Raw genomic sequence first — 20465 nt, forward strand, 5'->3', positions numbered from 1 at the left:
GCAAAAACTTGCAGCTGAAGGGGGCGAAATGAATGTGTCTATGAGTAGTGGGTTAAACAACACGGCAGGCACAGGGCAAGTGAGCAACGTCATCAGGCGAACGCTGAAGCAGAAGCTGGAGGCTCTTGTCCCGGCATGGAATGGCCGAGTACAGGATATTCCTGCACCGGGAGAGGTGTTAGCCGGACCCTGTGCCGTGATTGCTTTTGCAGAAGAAGTGCCGAAATCTGCTTGGGCGGGGTATAGGAGGATCATCAAAATCTCTCCATATGCACGCCCCAAGGATGGAGGTGCTGAACAAGTGGAGGCATGGTCAGCAGAGCTGATGGAAGGACTGCATCAGGTCAGGCTGGAGGATGAAGAGGGCGGGGCATTTACCTGTATCTATCTGGGTTCTTCGGATTGTGATCGTGTGGACGCCAGTTCTGGACTGGTTACGCGCAGCCTGCGGTTTGGGGTGTATGTTCCGGAAACGGTGGAATACACTCAGGCTGAAACAGCAGATTCGTGGATGGCTGCACTTCATGGCTGGACACGAACTCAGCTTGGACAGGAATGGTCCATATATGGGGATGTCTGGCCTGGAGGTTATAGGGCCAGATCTATACTGTGGCGATTGACGGGATGCAGTACAACTGTTGCGGGGACTTCGGCGTTGGAGATTCGTAAGCAATGGATTGGGCATGTGCTGTCTGCGAATGTGGCAGATGTCCGTCAAACGGTCACACATCTGGTTGAACAACTGGCTGTGCAGACCCGTATTGCTTTGACGGATACAGACGGTACGCGATATGTGACGGTGGATGAAGTTTCTGCCGACTTGCAGGCAGACGCCTACTTGAACGGACAGATTCGTCTGACGTTGCAGCAGCGTATTCGCCGTCCGGGTACGGAAGTGCCATTGATTCGCGAGATTCACCATAGCAAAGGGATAGAGTGAAGGTAGAGTAAACGTTAACCTGGAGGAACTCTTGATGGGGTTCCAGATGAGAAAGTTGCTTTAGCATCAAATTCATAGGTTCATAGGTTCGAAAATGAATAGGTTTATAGGGTCATAGGGACAAAAATTCATAGATCAAAAAGATAGTGTCAAGATCAGGTTCAACGAATTCAGCAGTCCAACAGATGAGGTGAGATGGTAATGGCAAGCTCTGTGAAAAAAAACAAACAGGCTGCCCCGCAGTATACGCGGGCCGAGCTGATGAATCATGCCGAAGCCCTCTTTGCCGTTAAGGCAGAGGTGCTGTACGGTGCGCTGTACGAAGCAGCGCAAGAGACGTTTTCCATTGAGGAAGCGAAGGGACGAATCAACCAATTTATGAAAGCGAAGGTGAAGGGATAATGGCAGGCGGAACTTGGGAGCAAACGAATCGTCCGGTACTTCCGGGCTTATATATGAATTTTCAGGCGGCAGCGTCTTCAGCTATTCAGGCTGGTAATCGCGGAACGGTTGTTGTGCCGATTAAGGCAAACTGGGGTCCGGTAGGTACTTTTGTGGAAGTGGGCAGTGAAGCTGCAATTGAGCGTATTTTCTCGGCGCATGCTCTGGATAACGGGACAGCCTATACCTCATTGAAACTCGCCCTGCTGGGTGGACCGAAAAAGCTGCTCGCTTATCGGGTAGCCGGAGAATCGGCAAAAGCAGCAACGCTTACGCTGAAAGACAGCAGTGATGCAGCCGTGCTGCAGCTGGACGCCAAGTATCCGGGTGACCGGGGGAACGGGTTCTACGTCACTATTCAGCCGGGAGTCATTGATAATACGAAGCATGAAGTACGGTTGTTTGAAGGCAACCGGATGCTCTATGCACTGCTGACTGCGGATATTTCGGCAGCGTCGCTGGCGAAAGAGATCAACGCGGATGACAGCAACATCTGGATTAACGCTCAGGCGATTGGCGATGGTACAGGTGTTGTTGCAACCGTTGCGGGAGCAGCGTTCAAAGGTGGTGCAAGTGGCAACGATGGATTGACCAATGCGGAGTATATTAGCGTGCAGGGCGCGCTGGAAGGCGAACAATTCGACGTATTGGCACTGGATCATGCGGCGGATGCGCCTTTGCTGGCGAGCTTTGCAGCTTGGGTGAAACGTGTACGCAGTGAGGGTAAACCTGTGATGGCTGTATTCGGCGGCACTACGGCGGATGATACTTCCGCAACAGCAGCACAGAAGGCTTCTGCACGTTCACTCACGTTGAATCATGAGGGTGTAATCAATGTTGGTACGGGTGTGCGTCTGGGAGATGCGTTCTACAGCTCCGCGGAAACGTCTGCTTATGTCGCGGGCCTGATTGCCGGACAACGTCTGAATGAATCCACAACATACGCACCTTCACCGTTCGATGACGTGACGCGTCGCTGGACTCGTGCAGAACAGGAGCAGGCGGTACAGAATGGCGTATTTATTTTCTTCCACGATGGACGTCAGGTGAAGGCGCTGCGCGGAGTGAATACACTTGTATCCCCTGCTGCAGGGCAAAATAATGCTTGGAAAAAAATCCGTTCGATTCGTGTGATGGATGCGATCAATACGGACTTGCAGCGCTCTGCTGAAGATACGTATATCGGCAAAGTGAACAATACGGAAGAAGGACGCCAAGCGCTGATCGGTGCAATGAAGGCCTATCTGGCGCTGCTCGCACAGAGCAATGTCATTGAAGCTGAGGGGTACGATGTCGTTCTCGACCCGGCGTATTATGGTGCTGCACCGATCCTCAAGCCAGAGGCGGATCAGGTATTCCTGCAATGGAATGTGAAGCTGACGGATGTGATGGAGCAGTTGTTTGGAACGTTTTACGTGCAATAAGTCAGGCGTGTAGAAGAAAATGGTGTTTTAAAAGAAACTACTGTTCGTTGAACGGATGGTATGTACGATATTTCTAATCTCAAGGAGGAATTGTCATGTTGGATGCGTCAAGAGTAATTCTCGGTACCCATGGTCAGCTGCATATCGATGGTGTGTGGCAGACAAATATTAATAAGCTGGAGGCCAGCGTAGAAATTGAGAAGCGTGAGTTGAATCTGGTTGGCAATGACTGGAAAGTACACAAGAATGGTGCGAAAAAAGGAACAGGTACGATGACGGGGTACAAAGTCACTTCGGACATGATTCAGCGCGGCTTCACCAAGTTTCAGATTATCTCGAAGCTGAACGACCCAGAATCTTATGGACATGAGAGTGTCTTGTTGAAAGGTTGCATGGTGGACAAAATCCAACTTGCCAACTGGACAGCGGGTGAGGAAGTACCGGAGGAAACAAGTTTTACATTTGAAGGATTTGAATTGTTGAACCCGATTGTTGCGAACTAAGGATGGAATGACTTCGAACTTCGGAAAGACCTCGTAACGAAGCCTGTCTGATCAGGAGTACGGGCAACGAGACTTAACAGAATGGGATACACATGCAGGCCGAGAAACTCTCGGTCTCTTTGTTGTCCCTGCATATGGAGATGTATTAACCCAATTGTGAAATGAGAAGGAGATCGCACCCCATGAGTATGAACGAGAATATGTCTGAAGAACAAATTTTGGATCAGTTGTTTGAAGCAGCAGAACGTTTGCCGGAAGAGAATGTACGCATTCAACGTTTGGATCTGTTGCTGACCCTGCGTGGATTGACGTCCTCGAAAGTGGATCAGATCCGCGAACGCTGTACGATTCGCAAAACGGTCAAAGGCCGCACCGAGGAAAAGGTGGATACCGAGACCTTTAACGCGCTGCTGATTTCCGAAGCCACGGTTAAGATGAATGTGCGCGGACTCGAACTGTCCGGTTGGGGAGACAACCGCATCACAGGTCGCATGAAGCTGTCCGGTGGCGAACAAGCAGTTCGCCGTATGCTGCTCGCGGGTGAGTTGGATGCCGTTGGCGACAAGGTACTGGAGCTGTCCGGCTTCGGTGTGGAGATTGAAGACCTAAAAAACTGATTCACTCCGGCGGGATGACTACGTTCTTATATCACATGTGGGTTCGTCATCATCTACGGCCCGGAGAATTCTGGTCTTTGCCACGCGGTGAGCGTTCGCTGTTGATTGCTTTCTCGGAAGAGGAAATGGCAGCGATCACCTCGCAAATGAATCGATAATTAAATCAGACAGGGGGTGAAAGAAATGGCAGAAATGATTGTGGGTTTATCCAAATCCAATACGGAAATGCGGACGACCATCCGGTATTTGGATCAGATCCAGCGCTCGACGGAACGTCTGGGCAGAGTTCGTTATCAGAGCTTGATCAAGGTGAACAATGAGCTGAGAACAACCGGGCGCAGGCTGGAGAGCATTTATAGTACAGCTGTGCGATTGAGCAGACTGCGGATTACACCCAAGATTGGATTGGATGACCAACTAAGTCCGGCACTTGATCGCGCCCTAGTGAAACTGAACAGCTTCAGGAACCAGGTGGTGAAGGCATCAGGAACGGTATCGGTTGAGGTGAAGCAAAGGGTTGAAATGGCGATGGGCAAGATGAATCCGGCGAGTGCATCGTCCATGTCAGTTGTGATCGGGAGTCATAATACAACCATTAATAATGTGGCTAAAGAAGAAGATAAAAAGTGGTATGAACACCTTTACGAAATTACGGACTTTGTGAATAATCTGACAGACATTGGTGAAAAAGCAAAAAAAATGTTCGGTGGAAAATCTAAAAAAGATAAGGCAAGTAACCCAAGTAAAGGCCCAAAAGGTAAAAGCCAAACTCGTAACAGTTCAAGATCTAGTAATGCCAACCCGAGTGAAACTCCCCCAAGGAGAGTAGGTGGACGAGGCGGTGGAAGGTATCGATCATCAACAGCAACTCCTGTCCCAACGCAAAGTCCGATCAGTACAGATACTTCAGATCGTGCTGTTAATGAAGCCAAAAATGTTGCGAGAAACAGAAGGTTTGGCGGAGGCGGAAAATCCAATTTGTACTCTGGCATCATGTCGAGTTCTCCCATGGCAATGTCTAACCTCTTCTCGGGCAATGGCATGTTCGGAAAACTGAGCGGAGGGCTTGCTAAGGGAGCGGGGAAATTGCTTGGACCAATCAGCATGCTCGCTGATGTAGCGAATATAGCGTCCGCACCTCCTGAGGAGCGGGGCCGAGCGGTGGGTTCCATGATTGGCGGCACAGCAGGTACTGCGATTGGTAGCGCCATCGGTAGTGTTCTTTTACCAGGCATAGGAACATGGGTTGGTGGTGCTGTCGGTGGTTGGGCTGGAAGTGCAGCAGGGGGCTGGATTGGAGACAAGGCGAAGGATATTGGTAGCTTTATGTCTACCGCTACTGAAGGAGTAGGTAATGCATTGTCGGGTGCAGCGGATTACGTTTCTGAGAAAACGAAGAACATCACCGATGGCATATCCAGTTTCTTCGGTTTTGGTTCCAAAAAAGAAGAAAAGACGGTCTCGGCAGCAACGGTGGCTGAACCGACTCCAGTGCCGACAGGCCCGGCGATGCCACCTCCCTATATCCCAGCTGCGCTTACTGCAACCGGGCCAATGGCTTATATGAACAGCAAGGGAGGCCAACCTACGGCAGCAGGATTCATGGGAACAAGCGTGATGCAGACACAAGCCATGGCGCTCGGTAACGGATCTCCGACGAATGCCAATGGAAAATCGTCCACGATGACGGTACAAATTTCTGAAGACCAGATGAGCAGTCTGTCCGGTTACCTAAAGGATTTCAAAACCGAGACGACCAACCAGATTACCGTCAATGTGCCTCAAGGGGCTGTGCAGGTGACCGTCCGTGAAAATGCCATTGATTACGATGCCATCTCACATCAGGTTGGAATGAGATTTGCAGGTGAAGTGCGCCGTGCGATGGAGAACCGCAAAACGATTATGGCCTAAGCAGAAAGGAGGCCTGTCATGACTGTATTTAAAGATAACGTGGAAGGTGTCAAAATGGAATTTACCCTGATCGATGGGAAAACGAAGTTTCAATTTCCGGTGAAACCGGAAGAACTGACGATCTCCCGATCCAAAGGGTACGAAACGATTAATATGCTGGAGCATGGCGAGTTTGATTTTGCGCAAGGGGAGAAGGTGAAGGAGATCACCTTCTCTTCTTTTTTTCCCAAAGAATATGATGCGTCCTATTGCATGTACGAGCCTTTGCCTGATCCGCGTGTAGCGATGAACATGCTGAATACGTTTCTGATATCGAAGAAGCCGCTGCGCTTCATCATTACCAACACGGGGGTGAACGTGCCGGTGTATCTGATCTCTCACAATACGACCTTCCGGGGCGGAGAGAGCGGGGATATTTACTTTGACATTACGCTGCGAACGTGGCGGGATTCCAAAGTGGAGAAGGTTGGCGGTGCCACATCAGCAAGCAAATCGGGTTCTCGTACTGATCTAAAAACGAACAGCAAGACATACACCGTCAAATCCGGTGATTCCCTGTCCAAAATAGCAAAGCTTGAGCTGGGCAGCAGTTCCAAATGGAACGAGATTTATAAGCTCAACACGAAGACCATCGGCAGTGATCCGAACCGGATCAAGCTAGGACAAAAGCTGGTGATGCCATGACCTACAAGGTCATTGTGGACGACAAATATGACATCACCAAGCTGGTGGAGACGATTACGTTGAAGGACTCGCTCGACCAGATTGCCTATCAGGCCAACATCCGGCTGGCGGTGTCTGCATCTTCAGGTCTGCCTGCGATCTCACCAGGCATGGCGGTGCGGATCAGCGGGATTCCTTTTGGCGAAAAATCCATGGTTCACCTGCTGCACCCTGCGGTCATCTGGGAAGTGGAAAGCTCGAACAGTGGCACCAAGCGACTGTCCCTGACTGTCTACGACCGGATGATTTATCTGGAAAAATCAGAGGATGAGTTCCTGCTGCCCAAAGACCAGACTGCCACACAGCGACTCAAAACGTACGCCAAGGAATGGAAAATCCCATACGCCGCGCTGCCGGATACCAAAACAAAGCTAAGCAAAGCGGTGTATCGGTCGCAGACGATTTTTTCGATGATGTTTGCCGATCTAAAGGAAACGGTGAAGTCTGGTGGGGATATGTATCATCCGCGGATGACGCCGGGCGGGTTGCAGCTGTTCAAGGTGGGCAGTAATGCAAAGGTGCACGAACTGGATCGGCTGATCGATCTGACCCAGATGCGTACGCTCGAAGGCGCGGTCACGAAAGTTAAAGTGATGGCGGCCTCGGAGTCCAGCAGCGGTAAAGAGGTTCCTTCCAAAGTGCTCGCGATTGAGCAGGATGGTGTAGCAGAACTGGGAACACTGCAAAAGCTGATCGAGGACGATCAGGTCAAAACAGCGACTGCTGCCAAGAAGCTGGCGAAAAGCCGTTTGACCGGTATTCAGGAGACCTTTACCGTATCTGCACCAGATGTGAATACGATTCGTGCCGGAGACGCAGTGCTGCTCAAAGGGCTGAAACTGATCGTCATGTCGGTTAGCCGTGATCTGTCTGCTGGACCTGGAACGATGACGTTGGAGCTCGGCACGGTCGAGATGGTGAAAAGGAGGGTTTATCTTGAATAAAGAAGATCCGTACGGGCATTTTGCCGAGGTCATGCGGGGTGCGATGAGTACGCATACTCGTCAGGCCGTGAGCGGCATGGGCGCGGTACTGGGTACGATGACTTCATCCGGCGTGAAGCTGGATGATTTCAAGCACGAAGTACAGGATTATCTCGTGGCCGAGTTACCGGGCACGCTTGGGTTGCCGGAGCGCGAGGCTGCTGGTGCGATTTCCGGTATACCTGACGTGGCGAACGGCGGAACGACGAGCACGGGAAGGTTTCTTTTGCAAGAAGAGGAAGTGGAAGAAGCGGTTTGGTCTTTGGATAAAGGCTTGAAGGCTGGGGACCGAGTGCTGGCGATGCGGGTGAATGGCGGTAACGACATTGTGGTGCTGTGTAAGGTGGTGAGTGGGAATGCCTAGTTTGTTCCCGGAAACGGGTGTGGTATGGGGAGATGAGGAAGATCTGTCGGGGATGGCTTCGGAAGAGGTCAGATTTGGACGGAGCTGGCGATTCGATTACGATGCGGGGGATTTTGTGCTGACTCCAAGTGGCAAAGTAGCTGCGGCAGGTGCGCATGAGGCCTGGGTACAGTGGTGCATCAAGGCGGTGAAGACGCCGCGGTACAGACATGTGATTTACTCCCGAAACTATGGATCAGAGCTGGATGAGTTGGTGGGTCAGGGTGACAGCCGTGGAGTGATGGAAAGTGAGATTACCCGGATGGTTACGGAGACGCTGCTGGCTGATCCACGCACGGATTCGGTAGACCAGTTTACGTTTGATTGGAATCGGGAGCAGTGCATGTTCTCGTGCCGGGTGGCGAGTGTGCAGGAAGAGATGTTTATTTTGGAAAGTGAGGTGATCTGACGGGATGGCTGAGATTCCGAGTTATTTGGAGGACCAGACGGAGGAACAGATTATGCAGCGTATGCTAGATCGTCTGCCCGTGGATCTGGACAAGTCGGAGGGTTCGTTCCTGTGGGATGCGGAGGCTCCGGTTGCGTTTATGCTGTCCGAGGCGGCGCTTTGGGCACAGGAGTTGCTGCGGCGCGGATTTGCCAGTACTGCGGCGAGCAGTGATCCGAATTTTCGTTCGGAAGAGCTGAATCTGCGGGCAGGAGAGCATGGCATTACGCGCCGGGCAGCGGTGGTTGCACAGGGTACAGTGAAATTTGCTGGTACGCCAGGTAAAGTGGTGCCAGCGGGTACGGTTGTGGCGACTTTGGCGGATGAAATCTCCGGTGAGGCTTCGCTGGAATATGAAACTGTTGGTCGTGTGGAGATGGGAGGAGATGGTCTGGGTAGTGTTGGCGTGCGGGCGCTCGTTGCCGGAAAAGAAAGCAATGTGCCTGCGGGCACCGTGACCGTGCTTTCCACACCTGTGAGTGGCGTTACCTCTGTAAACAACGTTGAGGTGATCAAAGGCGGTGCAGATATCGAGGCAGATACGGCGCTGCTGGAACGCTTTTATGCCAAAGTCCGCAATCAGGGAACAAGCGGCAACAAATCGCAATATGTGCAATGGGCCAGTGAAGTACCAGGTGTTGGTGCAACGCGGGTTATTCCGTTATGGCAAGGGCCGGGTACGGTGGGATTGTATTTGCTGGATACGGACAAACGTGCGGCGGGGAGCGATCTGGTAGCGGCTGTGCAGAAATACGTGGACCCGACGCAGGATGGACAGGGTGAAGGCGTTGCACCAGCTGGCCCGGTGGTGACCGTGATGCCAGCAGAGGAAGTACCGATGAACATTCAGGTGAAGCTGACCCTGGCAAGCGATGCGACGTTGGCAGATGTACGGGCGTTGATTGAACGCGGGGTGACTGCGTATCTGAAGCAGTTGGCTTTTGCCGATCCACTTGTGCGCTATACCCGTATTGCGGCCATCCTGCTCGACATTCCGCCGATTATCGACTATTCGGAACTGACCGTGAATGGTGTGAGCGACCAGAATATCGAGATGACGGCGAGTCAGGTGGCGGTGCTGGGGACGGTGGATGTGCATGAGTAGCGCAGTGAAGATGGTGGATGATGAAGTAGTTTGGGAGTGTGGAGTTGAAGGCAGGTTGGGAGATGCTACGAACGTCGAAGTGAAAGGAAGGGAGGGGACCGAGCATGAGTGCTCCTTCTGCTGTAAATGTTGGACTGACGAGTGAGAAAGGGATGGAGCTGTTCTCGTATTTGCCAAGTTATTATGAGACTTCCCGCGTTATGCAGGCCGATATGCAGTCCAAAGGAACCGAGATGGATCTGCTGTATCAGGCGCTGGATGAGACATTGGATCAGTTCTTTGTCCGCACGGCGACGTGGGGCTTGGATTTCTGGGAGCAGGAGCTCGGTATTGAGACGGATCGTCTCAAACCTGTGGAACAGCGGCGTGCCGTGGTGGAATCAAAGCTGCGTGGTGCGGGAAAGTTTTCGGGGAGATTGGTTGCAAACGTGGCTGAGGCGTATGCCGGGGGCAAGGTAGATGTAACGTTTCAGCCGGAAGCGTGGAGCTTTACGGTAAGTTTTGTGGATACGATGGGCATTCCGCCCAATATCGATGATCTCAAACGTGCAATTGATGAACTGAAGCCGGCCCATATGGCCGTGGAATATGAGTATCGCTATTTGATCTGGGATGATCTGGACAACAAACAGATGACCTGGGATGATCTGGACGCCGCGTCCCTGACGTGGAATGAACTGGAGGTGTGGGCGTAATGCCAAAAGAAACGAATCGACTAAAATTGCCTCTTCCCTTGGGGAATGAGAACGTAACCCGGGAGAGTATTAATGGGATTTTTGAGAAGATTGATGCGGGGGTTGCTACTCAAGCGGATTTGGATACGCTTCGTGAAGCGGTGAGCAAGATGGATATTCCTGATGCGTCATTGACGCAGAAAGGGAAGGTCCAGTTATCCAATAAAATTGATGGTGACTCTGAAAAACTTGCACCTACTGAAAAGGCGCTCAGTGATGCTAGATTAGCGGCTCAACAATACGTGGATGATAAAGCGTGGCAAAAATACAAACTTACCAGTGACGAAGGTTTTGTTACCAATCTGACCGGGTCGGTTGACTTGAATACGTTATTGAATACTGGGTTTTACTTTATATCTGGTTTCATTAATGGTCCTAACAATAATGGCGGGGCGTACCATGTGGAAGTGTTGACACGGAATTATTCTGGTTTAACTTGGACTTTGCAAAGATTGACACAAGCGAATTATCCAGGAGGGACAAGAACATATCAAAGGGTGAAAATGAATGCTGATTGGAACCCTTGGGAATTGCAAACACCAAAACGAAACGTTTGGGGGCCGATTAGCTAATGGCAGACATTATAAAATTATTATATCAGGCAGTACTACCAACGTCGGCTACAAGCGTGTATACTGCTCCTCAAGGAAAATATACTGTAATAAAATCAATTTTTTTAAGCAGTCTAGCCAACGGAACCGACCGCACATTTAGGATGATAATTGGAGGAATTACCGTTGGGTATGATCATGTTGTTAAGTCGTTTAAGACTCTATTATTGAACGATTTGAACATATTCTTGCTTCCGGGAGAATCTATACAACTCCATTGCCCGGGGGGGAATATGATTTCTCAAATAAGTGGAATAGAAGTTGATTATATTGCTTCGGAGTTCCCTTACATTAAGAGCAATGGAGTCTTAAGTGTACCTTCTTCAGCCATCTTAAATCCTGACGCAAGCAATGACCGACTAATAAAGTCCTTAATAATTACCAATCCGTCTTCAACATCTACAGAAGTCGTAGTCCAGGCAAACGGTTTTGCTTTGATGTACAGACAATTAATTAAGCCATATGACACATTGGTAGTTCCTATGCCAAACTTCTTTTTAATAAAAGGGCAAACGATTACCGCAAATGTAATCTCCGGATCTGGCACGTTATTCGGAATAGTAGCCAAAAAGGTGGTGCAATAAATGCCGCTAATGGATAATTACTTATTGGATAATTACGGGTTGGATGGTCCGCTGGAACAAGGTCAATATCTATCTCAAAGCATATATTTACCGCAAACCACTCACAATCTATCCGTTAATCAACAAGGTATCATGAGGAGATTAGCTACATTCCCAGCAGGTACAACACTTATATCATCTACGCCAGATGTACAAAACGTGACATTGCCATATATATATACTCCTGTGCCTGCAATTGTAGTTGGCTTTAATCTTAGGAGCAAAAATTCCAATCGGAATCTAATCACCACTGGAGGTTCCGGTTACCTATGTATTTTGTCTATAATCATTGACTTGAAGCGAAGATACTTCACTGTGGTTTATGCATTATCAGGCTCGCAACTAACTGCTCAAAGTACAGCCGCATTTCAAGTACAGACAGGCAGTATTTCGGAAGATATGGATGTGTCAACCGAATTATACTTGGAAGCCATAGTTTCAACAAACAATTCCGGGACGACACAAAGTATTATAACGAAATGGGATTCTCATTGGACTGTATCAATGTAAACAAAGAAAATCGGAGACGGTGTTGGTATTGTGCAAGCCATAATATATAGATATAGAGGATCGAGGGGAAGAATCGCTCTCCGATAATACTAATGAAAGGTAGTGGGAAAATGAACGAGCAAGAGCCGAAAAATAAAATCGGAATGAAGATATACTACGACTTGCAATCCGGGAACGTAATTCAAATTACACCGGAAAGTGCCGGAATCGTAGTTGAAACGACAAGAGAACAAGACTTTAAATTGTATCAAGCCTTGGCTGATAAAGTACCCGAAAGTGTGGGCATGATCCAGCTTGAACATGTTGCATACAGCCTGGATCGTGCTGAGGGTGGATTGATTGCTCGTGTCGATCCGGAGACATTGGAACCGCTATTTGAATATCCGCCCAAAGGTGACGAAGAACCACAACCGCCAGGGGTTTCGTTCACGTCTCAAATTGCCGAATTGGCCGCTGAGAATGGGCGTATGAAGGAAGAAAACACCGAATTAAAGCAAGCCGTGGCTGAATTGAGTTTGGTTCTTGCAACAGTCATGGGGGAGGTGAACAACTATGACATACACTAAAGATAGCGGTTTGGTGAAAGTGTGGGTCGGTCTTGTGATGACAGGAGTGTATAAGGTCGATCAGGTGCCAGCATTGTTTAACTTAAAAGTAGTCGTGACGGAAGTCGTCAACGGCACAACATCTGCTTAACAAGCGTACCCAAGTGGTGCGCTTTTATTATGCCCTCTGGAGTGGGAGTGGTCTGGGGGATTTTTATATTTCCAGGTCAGATGAAGGGGGATTCCTATTCGTCTTTGTTTGGGTAATTGCTGACATATCAGGAGCTGATGTAGTGCTGCAATGATGGAGATGATAGGTGCGGTGATTATGGATGTGGTATGGTTACAAAGTCGGACTTCATTAGAAAAATTATAAAATAGGTTATTATATCCAAAACGACATTAGAATAGAATTAGCGCTGTAAACTATTAAGGTATCCAATATCTAATGCCAAAGGAGGTGAAACTATGGAACGATGGGAGACCCTATGGAAATGGGGAATTGCGCTAATGAGCAGTTCGGCAACGTACTTCTTCGGCGGCTGGTCAGGAGTGCTAGGTGTACTCTTAGTATTCGTCATCCTCGATTACCTAACAGGCATCGCGGGCGCGGGTATGACTGGAAAACTGGAAAGTAATGTCGGTATGTTCGGCATCGCAAGAAAGGTATTTATATTTGCAATGGTATCGGTGGCTCATCTGGTGGACGGTGTTCTGGGAGACGGACATTTGTTCAGGGATGCGGTCGCCTTTTTTTATATCGCGAATGAGCTGTTGTCCATTATTGAAAATGGCGGTAAATTGGGTGCACCAATTCCGCCTGCGATCCGGCAGGCCATTGAAGTGCTCAAGGGTAAGGGCGGAGACGGGGGTATTCCCGGTAACTATACTCCTGATTCCAAAGAATCTTTTGTACAGTCAGAACATGAGGACACTGATCAACAGACCAGAGATGAAATGAAGTAAGGACTTAGCATTCATTTAAATGTGCCTAGTAGCAAGAGATAGAGCAATATTCGAATTGAGAGTCCGATCCAATTAGCTACAAGTAGTGAAGGAGACGGAATCGATTCTGAAGAAGCGGTAGCGGTCGCCTTTGTCTCCGAATTTCTAACCTTTAAGAAAATGAATCAAGAAAATTTGGAGACAACAGCGATCGGAAGAACGATCCGTATCTGGAACGGTCACGTACCGACTCGGTATTTTTTCCTTAGTTAGTTAATGGAAATCCAATAGATTACCAATAGAAGTTAGATAGCACCGACATAGAATTCGAAACAGACTGACCAAGCAGCACCTAATCTTATCTTACCCAAATAGCAAAACCGACGTAATCTATAGCCATCCGAACTTGGCTTTCATCAACAATCAGGGACACGCACACAAGCAACCCCTGATCCCCAAGCATTAACTATAAGAGCATTTTGCATCAATCCAGAGAGCAACTTTCCATCAGCAATGTATAGATCAGAATGCTTTAGTCTGTCTATACTTGTACCCGGAGCGTTTGAATCGAATGATGCAAAATGCGGATACAAACGGCAATTTGCCGCATAAAGGATGTGAGATGCATGCAAACCAGAAGCTCGGGCAACACGCAGGGCATTGACGTCTCCCGATATCAGGGCACAATCGATTGGGCCAAAGTGAAGGCAAGCGACATGACATTTGTGTTCATCAAGGCCACCGAAGGGCAGACGTACACCGACCCAAATTTCCAAAAAAACGTAACTGGGGCACTGGCGGCAGGCATGCTGGTCGGAACGTACCACTTTTTCCGCGCAACGACAACCGATGGTGCCAAGGCTGAAGCGGCGCATTATGCTACGACATTGCAAAAAGTAGGAGGAGCCAAGGCACTACAATTACCTCCTGTCATGGACTACGAGAATAATCCGGGTAACCTGAGCAAAGCTCAGATCAACACGGTAGCCAAGGCTTTTTTAACGGAATTGCAACGTCTCACGGGTGTGAAACCGATCATATACACGGGCAATTCATTTGCCGGCAATTTTGAACCTTCGATAAGCTCATACGATCTATGGATTGCGCGTTACAGCAACACACGTGTACCGGATGACCAGCCGGCCTGGAAACGATGGACGTTCTGGCAGTATACGGACTCGGGCAAGGTGAACGGGATCAGCGGCAACGTGGATATGAACGAGTTTGAAGGATCGGCAGCGGAATTGAAAGCAAGATATGCAACAGCAACACCTAAGCCGCCAGAGCCATCCGAACCGACCAATCCCACGAATCCAACCGAACCACCGAAAGGGGGCGAACCGATGACAACCGAAGAGAAAGCAGCGTTTGATGCGTTGAAATCCCAGGTCGATAAACTGCAGGCGCGCCAGCAGATGGAAGTTCCAGTCTGGGCAAAAGCAGCCGTTGACGCAGCACTGGCATATGACACCAAAAATCCATTGTTCAGCATCGATAGTGGGGCGAGTTATGATTTTTACCGTTTTATTACGGTCATGTACCGCAGAGGTTTATTCAAAAAATAAGCTGATCTAACTTATAATATACGTTGGACCCGGTTTTAAAAGAGGGAACACAACAAGGGACACACGACGCATTTTGTCGAATGGTGTTCCTTTTTTGTGGTTTATGTAAATGATATTAACATATATAATAAAGTTGAAGACTTATGTCCGTAAATCTCTTGTCTAATTGATGAATGTGATGTAAAGTAAGTTACACGAAATCGATTTTCACTACTGTTTATTTACACAATCCTCCTCATCATGACAAGACTTTAACATGAAAAGTTATTGTAATGTCTCCCTGTTGTAAAATCCAACATCTCTAGATCAATCTCACAACGTTATGACACAATCCAACCTGTTTGAGAAACCACTAAAATGTTCTGTTTACCTACTTTGTGTTCCAGCTAATCGCCACCATTAGATTTTTGCCAATTACACTTTAGCCATGATGACCTAACTCCAAGAAAACTTCATACCAGGAGACACTACCGTTCTCTCTAAAACAGCCATATTTGGTCGCCACCAAGTCGGTACCATTCTACTGCTGTTTATTGACCTAAGTTCAATTATTACGCAACAACAACAGTTTTTATAAATCGTCACATCACCCCAAAAAATCTAACAAAATGTGTACGGTTACATCCCGTTTTACATTTCATATACACGCTTTAACTTATTCAGATTCACATTACAGGTATCAAAGGCATTTAAAGCCTTTCATATGATACAAAGCACCAAACCGATCGATTGCAATCATTGGAGTTTTTTCACGCCGGTATCACACACATTATGAGACAGGGAAGGGTGTTGTACGTATGCGAATGAGAAAAAAGTGGTTATCCGGGGTCATGGCAATGGCCATGAGCACAGTGTTGATTCTATCGGGCTGCTCCAGCGCCAGTAACGAGGGTACAGGCAATTCCCCCGCTCCGGCGGAAGGTAGTGAGCCTCCGGCAGAAGTGGCAGCACAGGATACGATGATTATGGGACGCGGCGGAGATTCCGTGGCATTGGACCCGGCAATCATTACAGATGGGGAGTCGCTGAAGATTGGACATCAGGTATTCGACTCATTGCTGGACTACAAAGAAGGTGGAACCGAAGTTGTCCCTGGACTGGCTGAGAGCTGGGAGATTTCGGCGGATGGACTCAAGTATGACTTCAAGCTGAAGTCCGGCGTGAAATTCCACGATGGTACCGACTTCAACGCAGAGGCTGTGGTGTTCAACTTCAACCGATGGAGTGATCCTGCTAGTGAATATAAATTCGAGGGAGATTCCTTCGACTATTATGACTCTATGTTTGGTCCAGAGGATGCACGTGTGATCAAGGAAGTAAAGGCGATTGACGAGACAACGGTCGAGTTCACCCTGAACCAGCCACAAGCGCCTTTCCTGCAAAACATTGCGATGACGCCATTTGGCATTGCGAGTCCAACCGCGATTCAGGAGAAAAAGGAGAATTTCAAGAGCGAGCCAGTAGGCACAGGCCCATTTGTATTCAAAGAGTGGAAGCGAAACGACTCCATCACCCTGGAGAAGAATCCGAATTATTGGAAAGAGGGATTGCCGAAGCTGAACAAGGTGATTGTGCGTTCCATACCGGATAACACGGCTCGCTTCAATGCGCTGCAAAACGGCGAGATTGATATCATGGAAGACCTGAACCCGGACGATCTGTCCATCCTTGAGGGAAATAGCGAGCTGCAAAAGATCGAGCGTCCACCATTTAACGTGGCATACATCGGCTTCAACTTTAAGAAAAAACCGTTTGATAACGTGAAAGTAAGACAAGCCCTCAACCATGCGGTAAACAAACAGGGCATTATCGATGCTTTCTTTGCCGGACAGGCCCAGCCTGCTGTGAACCCAATGCCGCCAACGCTTTGGGGATATAACGACAGTATTGAGGACTACGCTTACGATCTGGAAAAAGCAAAAGCATTACTTGCCGAAGCCGGCTATCCTGATGGATTGCCTGACCCGGTAACGTTCTATGCAATGCCGGTATCCCGGCCGTATATGCCTGACGGCAAGAAGGTTGCCGAAGCGATCCAGGCCGATTTTGAGAAAATCGGAGTGACCGTCAACATCGAATCACCGGAGTGGGCGACGTACTTGGATGATGCCAAAGCCGGGGAGAAAGATGACATTTACATGCTCGGCTGGACCGGTGATAACGGTGACCCGGATAACTTCCTGTACACGCTGCTCGATAAGGATGCAATCCCGGGCAACAACCGCAGCTTCTACGTAAACGAAGAATTGCATACGTTGCTGACGAGTGCGCAGAAAGAAACGGATCAGGACAAACGTGCGGAACTGTACAAGCAAGCGCAAGTGATTATTAAGGAAGATGCTCCATGGATTCCACTGGTGCACACCACTCCGATTCTGGCAGGGAAAGCGAACCTGAAAGATTTCGTACCGTCCCCATTGGGAACGGAATCCTATGCCAATGCCTATTTTGAATAACTTATATATGAGCTGAACTTAGTATTATCAAGATCCATTAGTTACAAAGCGCTGGCGTACACGCAATGCTTGGCAGAACCCACATCAGGATGTAACGATCTAAAGCATGCATGTCTGCCAGCGCTTTTTATACGTTAAAGGCAGGTGAATGAGGAGTGAACAGTTACATCGTCAAACGTGTACTCGTGTTACTGCCCGTGCTGCTGGGCATGACCCTGATCGTCTTTTCCATTATCCACGCCATTCCGGGTGATCCGGCCGAGACCATACTCGGACAAAAGGCTACCGAACAATCCAAGCAAGCTCTGCGTGACCAGCTCGGACTGGACAAACCTTGGTTTCAACAATATTTCGCTTATCTGGGCGATCTGTTTAAGGGAGATCTGGGCACATCCATCCGCACCAAGGTTCCCATTGCCCAGGAAATTGTGCCATATCTGACGGCGACCCTCGAATTAACGATGGCGAGCATGCTGTTTGCGATTATCATTGGTGTGAACGCAGGGATCGTCAGTGCATGGAAACATAACTCATGGTTCGACTATTGCTGTATGGTCATTGCGTTAGTTGGTGTATCGATGCCAATCTTCTGGCTTGGTCTCATGGAGCAGTGGTTATTTGCGAACAAACTGCACTGGCTGCCCTCCATTGGCAGAATGAATGCGCGTGATCCAATTGAAGCCATTACGGGCTTGTATGTGCTGGATACGATGATTGCCGGACGTTGGGATCAGTTGTGGACGGTAACAAAACATTTGCTGCTGCCAAGTATCGCGCTCGGTACAATTCCAATGGCTGTTATTGCCCGGATGACCCGTTCCAGCATGCTCGAAGTGATGAGTTCGGATTATATCCGTACCGCAAAGGCGAAGGGACTCGGGCCATTTTTTGTTGTATATGGACATGCATTGAAAAATGCGTTTATTCCCGTGCTCACCGTTATCGGCATCCAAACCGGATCTTTGCTGGGTGGAGCCGTGCTGACCGAAACCATCTTTGCTTGGCCTGGTGTTGGTCGCTATATATATGAAGCAATTAGTTCGCGGGACTATCCCGTGATCCAGAGCGGCATTCTGATCGTGGCATTCTTTTTCGTAGTGATCAACCTGATTGTGGACTTGCTGTACGCCGTATTCGATCCGCGTATTAGTTATAAATGAGTATGAACAGAAGGGAGACGCCGCATGGCCAAATTATCGACCAATACCGGGGCATCCATTGACGCCGCGTCGGCACCTGCATCAGGTCCATGGCGGGAAGCCTGGAGAACGTTTCGGAAAAATCGGCTTGCGCTGGCAGGCTTGATTATTATCGTTTTTTTCATCCTGTTGGCCTTTGTTGCCCCGTATATTGCCCCGTATGACTACAAAGAGCAGGTACTCACAGATCGTCTGCAAGCCCCTTCGGCAGAGCATTGGTTTGGTACCGATGATCTCGGGCGTGACGTTTTCTCCAGAGTGCTGCACGGAGCGCGCATTTCATTGTGGGTTGGTTTCTTTTCTGTTATTGGCTCTATTATTGCGGGTGCATTGCTTGGTCTGATTGCTGGGTATTATGGAAAATGGGGAGACATGCTCATCTCACGTTTGTTTGACATCTTGCTTGCTTTCCCCGCTATCCTGCTGGCAATTGCCATTGTGGCGATTCTCGGCCCATCTTTGCAAAATGCACTGCTCGCGATAGCGATCGTGAACATCCCGACCTACGGACGACTGGTGCGTTCAAGGGTACTTAGCTTGAGACAGGAGGAATTCATTACGTCGGCGCGTACGCTGGGGGCTGGCAATATGCGAATTCTGTTCCGGCACATCTTGCCCAATAGTCTCACCCCGCTCATCGTACAAGGCACACTGGGGATTGGAACAGCGATTATTGAAGCGGCTGCGCTTGGATTCCTCGGCATGGGTGCGCAACCACCTGACCCAGAATGGGGCAAAATGCTGTCGGATTCCCGCCAGTTTCTGCAAAAAGCGCCGTGGACGCTTATTTTTCCTGGACTTTCCATCATGTTCACCGTGCTCGGCTTCAACTTGTTGGGGGACGGCCTGCGCGATACCCTTGATCCAAAGATGGCCAAAAAGTAGAGATTGCATCTCTATTTTTATCTCTAACTGAGCCTCCGACGCTGTTCCAAATCTAACGAACCTAGGAAGCCTTATTCTGCGATTTCCTGCCAATTTCTCAGTCTAACCAATCTCACACACGCTATTTTGCGAAAACCTGCGGAAAGTCTCGAAAGGCCGGCTAAAGGTGAGAAATAGCGTGTCTACGATTCTTTAGATTATGAAATCATCCTAAAAAGGCCAATTAACGTCTGTGAGGTTCGTTAGCGTGTGGCTTGCCAATGCTGCCCACACTCATTACAATCTGTCTCCAAGCCGTTTCGAACTTTGGTTCGAGGCGGCTTTTGTATTGCATGATGTATTGAGCTAAAATGGTTAGAGATTGCAAAACTTGAAGTGTTATTCGATCATTTTGTTAAAATAACCGCCTTCGTATTGACACCCAATTTTCCCATATGTTATATAAAAGGAAGGGTTTAGCACTCTGACGATCGGAGTGCTAACAAATGATGTTTTTACTACACGACTACATATGGAATGATTGTGTTTTTGAATATGGATTAAGTTAAACTTGAATAGGACATGCGAAGCTAAGGAGACACATAAACTTGAAGAAGCGGCGCTCCACCTTTATAGCAGATATCACTTCATTGACGATCTCAATCCTTAAAATCAGTTCCTGATTAGATGCAAAAGTAGTGAAGGGGACGAAATCGATTTGGAGGAAGCGAAGCGTTCGCCTTTATCACTGAATTTCTCCCTTTTCAAAAAGGGAATCAAAAAAATTCGGGGATAACAGCGATCCGAAAAACGATTCGTAACCGGAACGGCTACATTGCAGAACGTCATGCACTTATTTTTACAATGAGTCATTAGAGTCAATCGCAATATCTGTGGACCAGAGCGATCAAAGGT

Annotated in this window: 22 protein-coding genes; all 22 read left to right on the plus strand. The window is 48.7% G+C overall.

The features are described from left to right. The first annotated feature begins 34 nt into the window (after positions 1–34). A complete protein-coding gene (locus tag ACFVQB_RS12385) occupies positions 35–940 on the plus strand; it encodes a hypothetical protein (protein WP_379438928.1) in 906 nt (301 codons plus the stop codon). A 201-nt stretch (positions 941–1141) separates the two neighbouring features. After that, entirely contained in the window at positions 1142–1342 is a 201-nt protein-coding gene (locus tag ACFVQB_RS12390; protein WP_379438931.1) for a YqzN/YkzM domain-containing protein, read from the plus strand. Further along, positions 1342–2805: a phage tail sheath subtilisin-like domain-containing protein gene (locus ACFVQB_RS12395; protein WP_379438935.1), complete on the plus strand. Its 1464-nt coding sequence runs from the start codon at positions 1342–1344 to the stop codon at positions 2803–2805. The genes ACFVQB_RS12390 and ACFVQB_RS12395 overlap by 1 nt, the downstream gene beginning before the upstream one ends. A 95-nt stretch (positions 2806–2900) precedes the next feature. Beyond that, on the plus strand, positions 2901–3308 hold the full coding sequence (locus ACFVQB_RS12400) for a phage tail tube protein (RefSeq protein WP_163756289.1): 408 nt from the start codon (positions 2901–2903) through the stop codon (positions 3306–3308). Positions 3309–3490: 182 nt separating this feature from the next. Further along, a complete protein-coding gene (locus tag ACFVQB_RS12405; RefSeq protein WP_053783415.1) occupies positions 3491–3925 on the plus strand; it encodes a phage tail assembly chaperone in 435 nt (144 codons plus the stop codon). A gap of 183 nt (positions 3926–4108) precedes the next feature. Continuing rightward, positions 4109–5836 carry a hypothetical protein gene (locus tag ACFVQB_RS12410; RefSeq protein ID WP_379438940.1) on the plus strand — a complete coding sequence of 576 codons (1728 nt, stop codon included), beginning with the start codon at positions 4109–4111 and terminating at the stop codon, positions 5834–5836. Positions 5837–5890: 54 nt separating this feature from the next. After that, the gene (locus tag ACFVQB_RS12415; RefSeq protein ID WP_379439730.1) at positions 5891–6520 is read left to right on the plus strand and encodes a LysM peptidoglycan-binding domain-containing protein; all 630 of its coding nucleotides are present in this window, start codon (positions 5891–5893) and stop codon (positions 6518–6520) included. Beyond that, on the plus strand, positions 6517–7503 hold the full coding sequence (locus tag ACFVQB_RS12420) for an XkdQ/YqbQ family protein (protein WP_072734386.1): 987 nt from the start codon (positions 6517–6519) through the stop codon (positions 7501–7503). The genes ACFVQB_RS12415 and ACFVQB_RS12420 overlap by 4 nt, the downstream gene beginning before the upstream one ends. Then, on the plus strand, positions 7496–7906 hold the full coding sequence (locus ACFVQB_RS12425; RefSeq protein ID WP_379438944.1) for a hypothetical protein: 411 nt from the start codon (positions 7496–7498) through the stop codon (positions 7904–7906). The genes ACFVQB_RS12420 and ACFVQB_RS12425 overlap by 8 nt, the downstream gene beginning before the upstream one ends. Continuing rightward, positions 7899–8354, plus strand: a complete 456-nt coding sequence (locus ACFVQB_RS12430) for a DUF2634 domain-containing protein (RefSeq protein ID WP_379438946.1) — start codon at positions 7899–7901, stop codon at positions 8352–8354. The genes ACFVQB_RS12425 and ACFVQB_RS12430 overlap by 8 nt, the downstream gene beginning before the upstream one ends. Positions 8355–8358: 4 nt before the next feature. Then, positions 8359–9498: a baseplate J/gp47 family protein gene (locus ACFVQB_RS12435; RefSeq protein ID WP_379438947.1), complete on the plus strand. Its 1140-nt coding sequence runs from the start codon at positions 8359–8361 to the stop codon at positions 9496–9498. 104 nt (positions 9499–9602) lie between these two features. Then, positions 9603–10193, plus strand: a complete 591-nt coding sequence (locus tag ACFVQB_RS12440; protein ID WP_379438949.1) for a YmfQ family protein — start codon at positions 9603–9605, stop codon at positions 10191–10193. Next, on the plus strand, positions 10193–10804 hold the full coding sequence (locus ACFVQB_RS12445; protein WP_379438952.1) for a pyocin knob domain-containing protein: 612 nt from the start codon (positions 10193–10195) through the stop codon (positions 10802–10804). Before ACFVQB_RS12440 ends, ACFVQB_RS12445 begins: the two co-directional genes overlap by 1 nt. Next, positions 10804–11427: a hypothetical protein gene (locus ACFVQB_RS12450; protein ID WP_379438955.1), complete on the plus strand. Its 624-nt coding sequence runs from the start codon at positions 10804–10806 to the stop codon at positions 11425–11427. Before ACFVQB_RS12445 ends, ACFVQB_RS12450 begins: the two co-directional genes overlap by 1 nt. Then, positions 11428–11976 (plus strand): hypothetical protein, encoded by a 549-nt coding sequence (locus tag ACFVQB_RS12455; RefSeq protein WP_379438957.1) that lies wholly within the window; start codon positions 11428–11430, stop codon positions 11974–11976. Between the two features lie 110 nt (positions 11977–12086). After that, positions 12087–12542: a hypothetical protein gene (locus ACFVQB_RS12460; protein ID WP_379438960.1), complete on the plus strand. Its 456-nt coding sequence runs from the start codon at positions 12087–12089 to the stop codon at positions 12540–12542. Beyond that, positions 12529–12672, plus strand: a complete 144-nt coding sequence (locus ACFVQB_RS12465; protein ID WP_177031298.1) for a hypothetical protein — start codon at positions 12529–12531, stop codon at positions 12670–12672. The genes ACFVQB_RS12460 and ACFVQB_RS12465 overlap by 14 nt, the downstream gene beginning before the upstream one ends. 317 nt (positions 12673–12989) lie before the next feature. After that, complete coding sequence (locus tag ACFVQB_RS12470; RefSeq protein WP_379438964.1) at positions 12990–13487, plus strand: phage holin family protein; 498 nt, start codon at positions 12990–12992, stop codon at positions 13485–13487. 605 nt (positions 13488–14092) lie between these two features. Further along, positions 14093–15031 carry a glycoside hydrolase family 25 protein gene (locus tag ACFVQB_RS12475; RefSeq protein ID WP_379438967.1) on the plus strand — a complete coding sequence of 313 codons (939 nt, stop codon included), beginning with the start codon at positions 14093–14095 and terminating at the stop codon, positions 15029–15031. 803 nt (positions 15032–15834) lie between these two features. Next, the gene (locus ACFVQB_RS12480; RefSeq protein WP_379439733.1) at positions 15835–17487 is read left to right on the plus strand and encodes an ABC transporter substrate-binding protein; all 1653 of its coding nucleotides are present in this window, start codon (positions 15835–15837) and stop codon (positions 17485–17487) included. Between the two features lie 155 nt (positions 17488–17642). Further along, complete coding sequence (locus tag ACFVQB_RS12485; RefSeq protein ID WP_024632912.1) at positions 17643–18647, plus strand: ABC transporter permease; 1005 nt, start codon at positions 17643–17645, stop codon at positions 18645–18647. Positions 18648–18671: 24 nt separating this feature from the next. Further along, positions 18672–19571, plus strand: a complete 900-nt coding sequence (gene nikC, locus ACFVQB_RS12490) for a nickel transporter permease (RefSeq protein WP_379438970.1) — start codon at positions 18672–18674, stop codon at positions 19569–19571. The last annotated feature ends 894 nt before the right edge of the window (positions 19572–20465 follow it).

Source organism: Paenibacillus sp. NPDC057886 (assembly GCF_042796655.1).
In the GTDB taxonomy this organism is placed as follows: Bacteria; Bacillota; Bacilli; order Paenibacillales; family Paenibacillaceae; genus Paenibacillus.

What these genes read in the sequence shown, in the direction of transcription:
- ACFVQB_RS12400 (WP_163756289.1), top strand. Translation starts at nt 2,901, where the DNA reads ATGTTGGATGCGTCAAGAGTAATTCTCGGTACCCATGGTCAGCTGCAT.
- ACFVQB_RS12470 (WP_379438964.1), top strand. Translation starts at nt 12,990, where the DNA reads ATGGAACGATGGGAGACCCTATGGAAATGGGGAATTGCGCTAATGAGC.
- ACFVQB_RS12435 (WP_379438947.1), top strand. Translation starts at nt 8,359, where the DNA reads ATGGCTGAGATTCCGAGTTATTTGGAGGACCAGACGGAGGAACAGATT.
- ACFVQB_RS12475 (WP_379438967.1), top strand. Translation starts at nt 14,093, where the DNA reads ATGCAAACCAGAAGCTCGGGCAACACGCAGGGCATTGACGTCTCCCGA.
- ACFVQB_RS12415 (WP_379439730.1), top strand. Translation starts at nt 5,891, where the DNA reads ATGGAATTTACCCTGATCGATGGGAAAACGAAGTTTCAATTTCCGGTG.
- ACFVQB_RS12410 (WP_379438940.1), top strand. Translation starts at nt 4,109, where the DNA reads ATGGCAGAAATGATTGTGGGTTTATCCAAATCCAATACGGAAATGCGG.
- ACFVQB_RS12440 (WP_379438949.1), top strand. Translation starts at nt 9,603, where the DNA reads ATGAGTGCTCCTTCTGCTGTAAATGTTGGACTGACGAGTGAGAAAGGG.
- ACFVQB_RS12395 (WP_379438935.1), top strand. Translation starts at nt 1,342, where the DNA reads ATGGCAGGCGGAACTTGGGAGCAAACGAATCGTCCGGTACTTCCGGGC.
- ACFVQB_RS12480 (WP_379439733.1), top strand. Translation starts at nt 15,835, where the DNA reads ATGAGAAAAAAGTGGTTATCCGGGGTCATGGCAATGGCCATGAGCACA.
- ACFVQB_RS12465 (WP_177031298.1), top strand. Translation starts at nt 12,529, where the DNA reads ATGACATACACTAAAGATAGCGGTTTGGTGAAAGTGTGGGTCGGTCTT.
- ACFVQB_RS12430 (WP_379438946.1), top strand. Translation starts at nt 7,899, where the DNA reads ATGCCTAGTTTGTTCCCGGAAACGGGTGTGGTATGGGGAGATGAGGAA.
- ACFVQB_RS12460 (WP_379438960.1), top strand. Translation starts at nt 12,087, where the DNA reads ATGAACGAGCAAGAGCCGAAAAATAAAATCGGAATGAAGATATACTAC.
- ACFVQB_RS12405 (WP_053783415.1), top strand. Translation starts at nt 3,491, where the DNA reads ATGAGTATGAACGAGAATATGTCTGAAGAACAAATTTTGGATCAGTTG.
- ACFVQB_RS12445 (WP_379438952.1), top strand. Translation starts at nt 10,193, where the DNA reads ATGCCAAAAGAAACGAATCGACTAAAATTGCCTCTTCCCTTGGGGAAT.
- ACFVQB_RS12455 (WP_379438957.1), top strand. Translation starts at nt 11,428, where the DNA reads ATGCCGCTAATGGATAATTACTTATTGGATAATTACGGGTTGGATGGT.
- ACFVQB_RS12420 (WP_072734386.1), top strand. Translation starts at nt 6,517, where the DNA reads ATGACCTACAAGGTCATTGTGGACGACAAATATGACATCACCAAGCTG.
- ACFVQB_RS12450 (WP_379438955.1), top strand. Translation starts at nt 10,804, where the DNA reads ATGGCAGACATTATAAAATTATTATATCAGGCAGTACTACCAACGTCG.
- ACFVQB_RS12390 (WP_379438931.1), top strand. Translation starts at nt 1,142, where the DNA reads ATGGCAAGCTCTGTGAAAAAAAACAAACAGGCTGCCCCGCAGTATACG.
- nikC (WP_379438970.1), top strand. Translation starts at nt 18,672, where the DNA reads ATGGCCAAATTATCGACCAATACCGGGGCATCCATTGACGCCGCGTCG.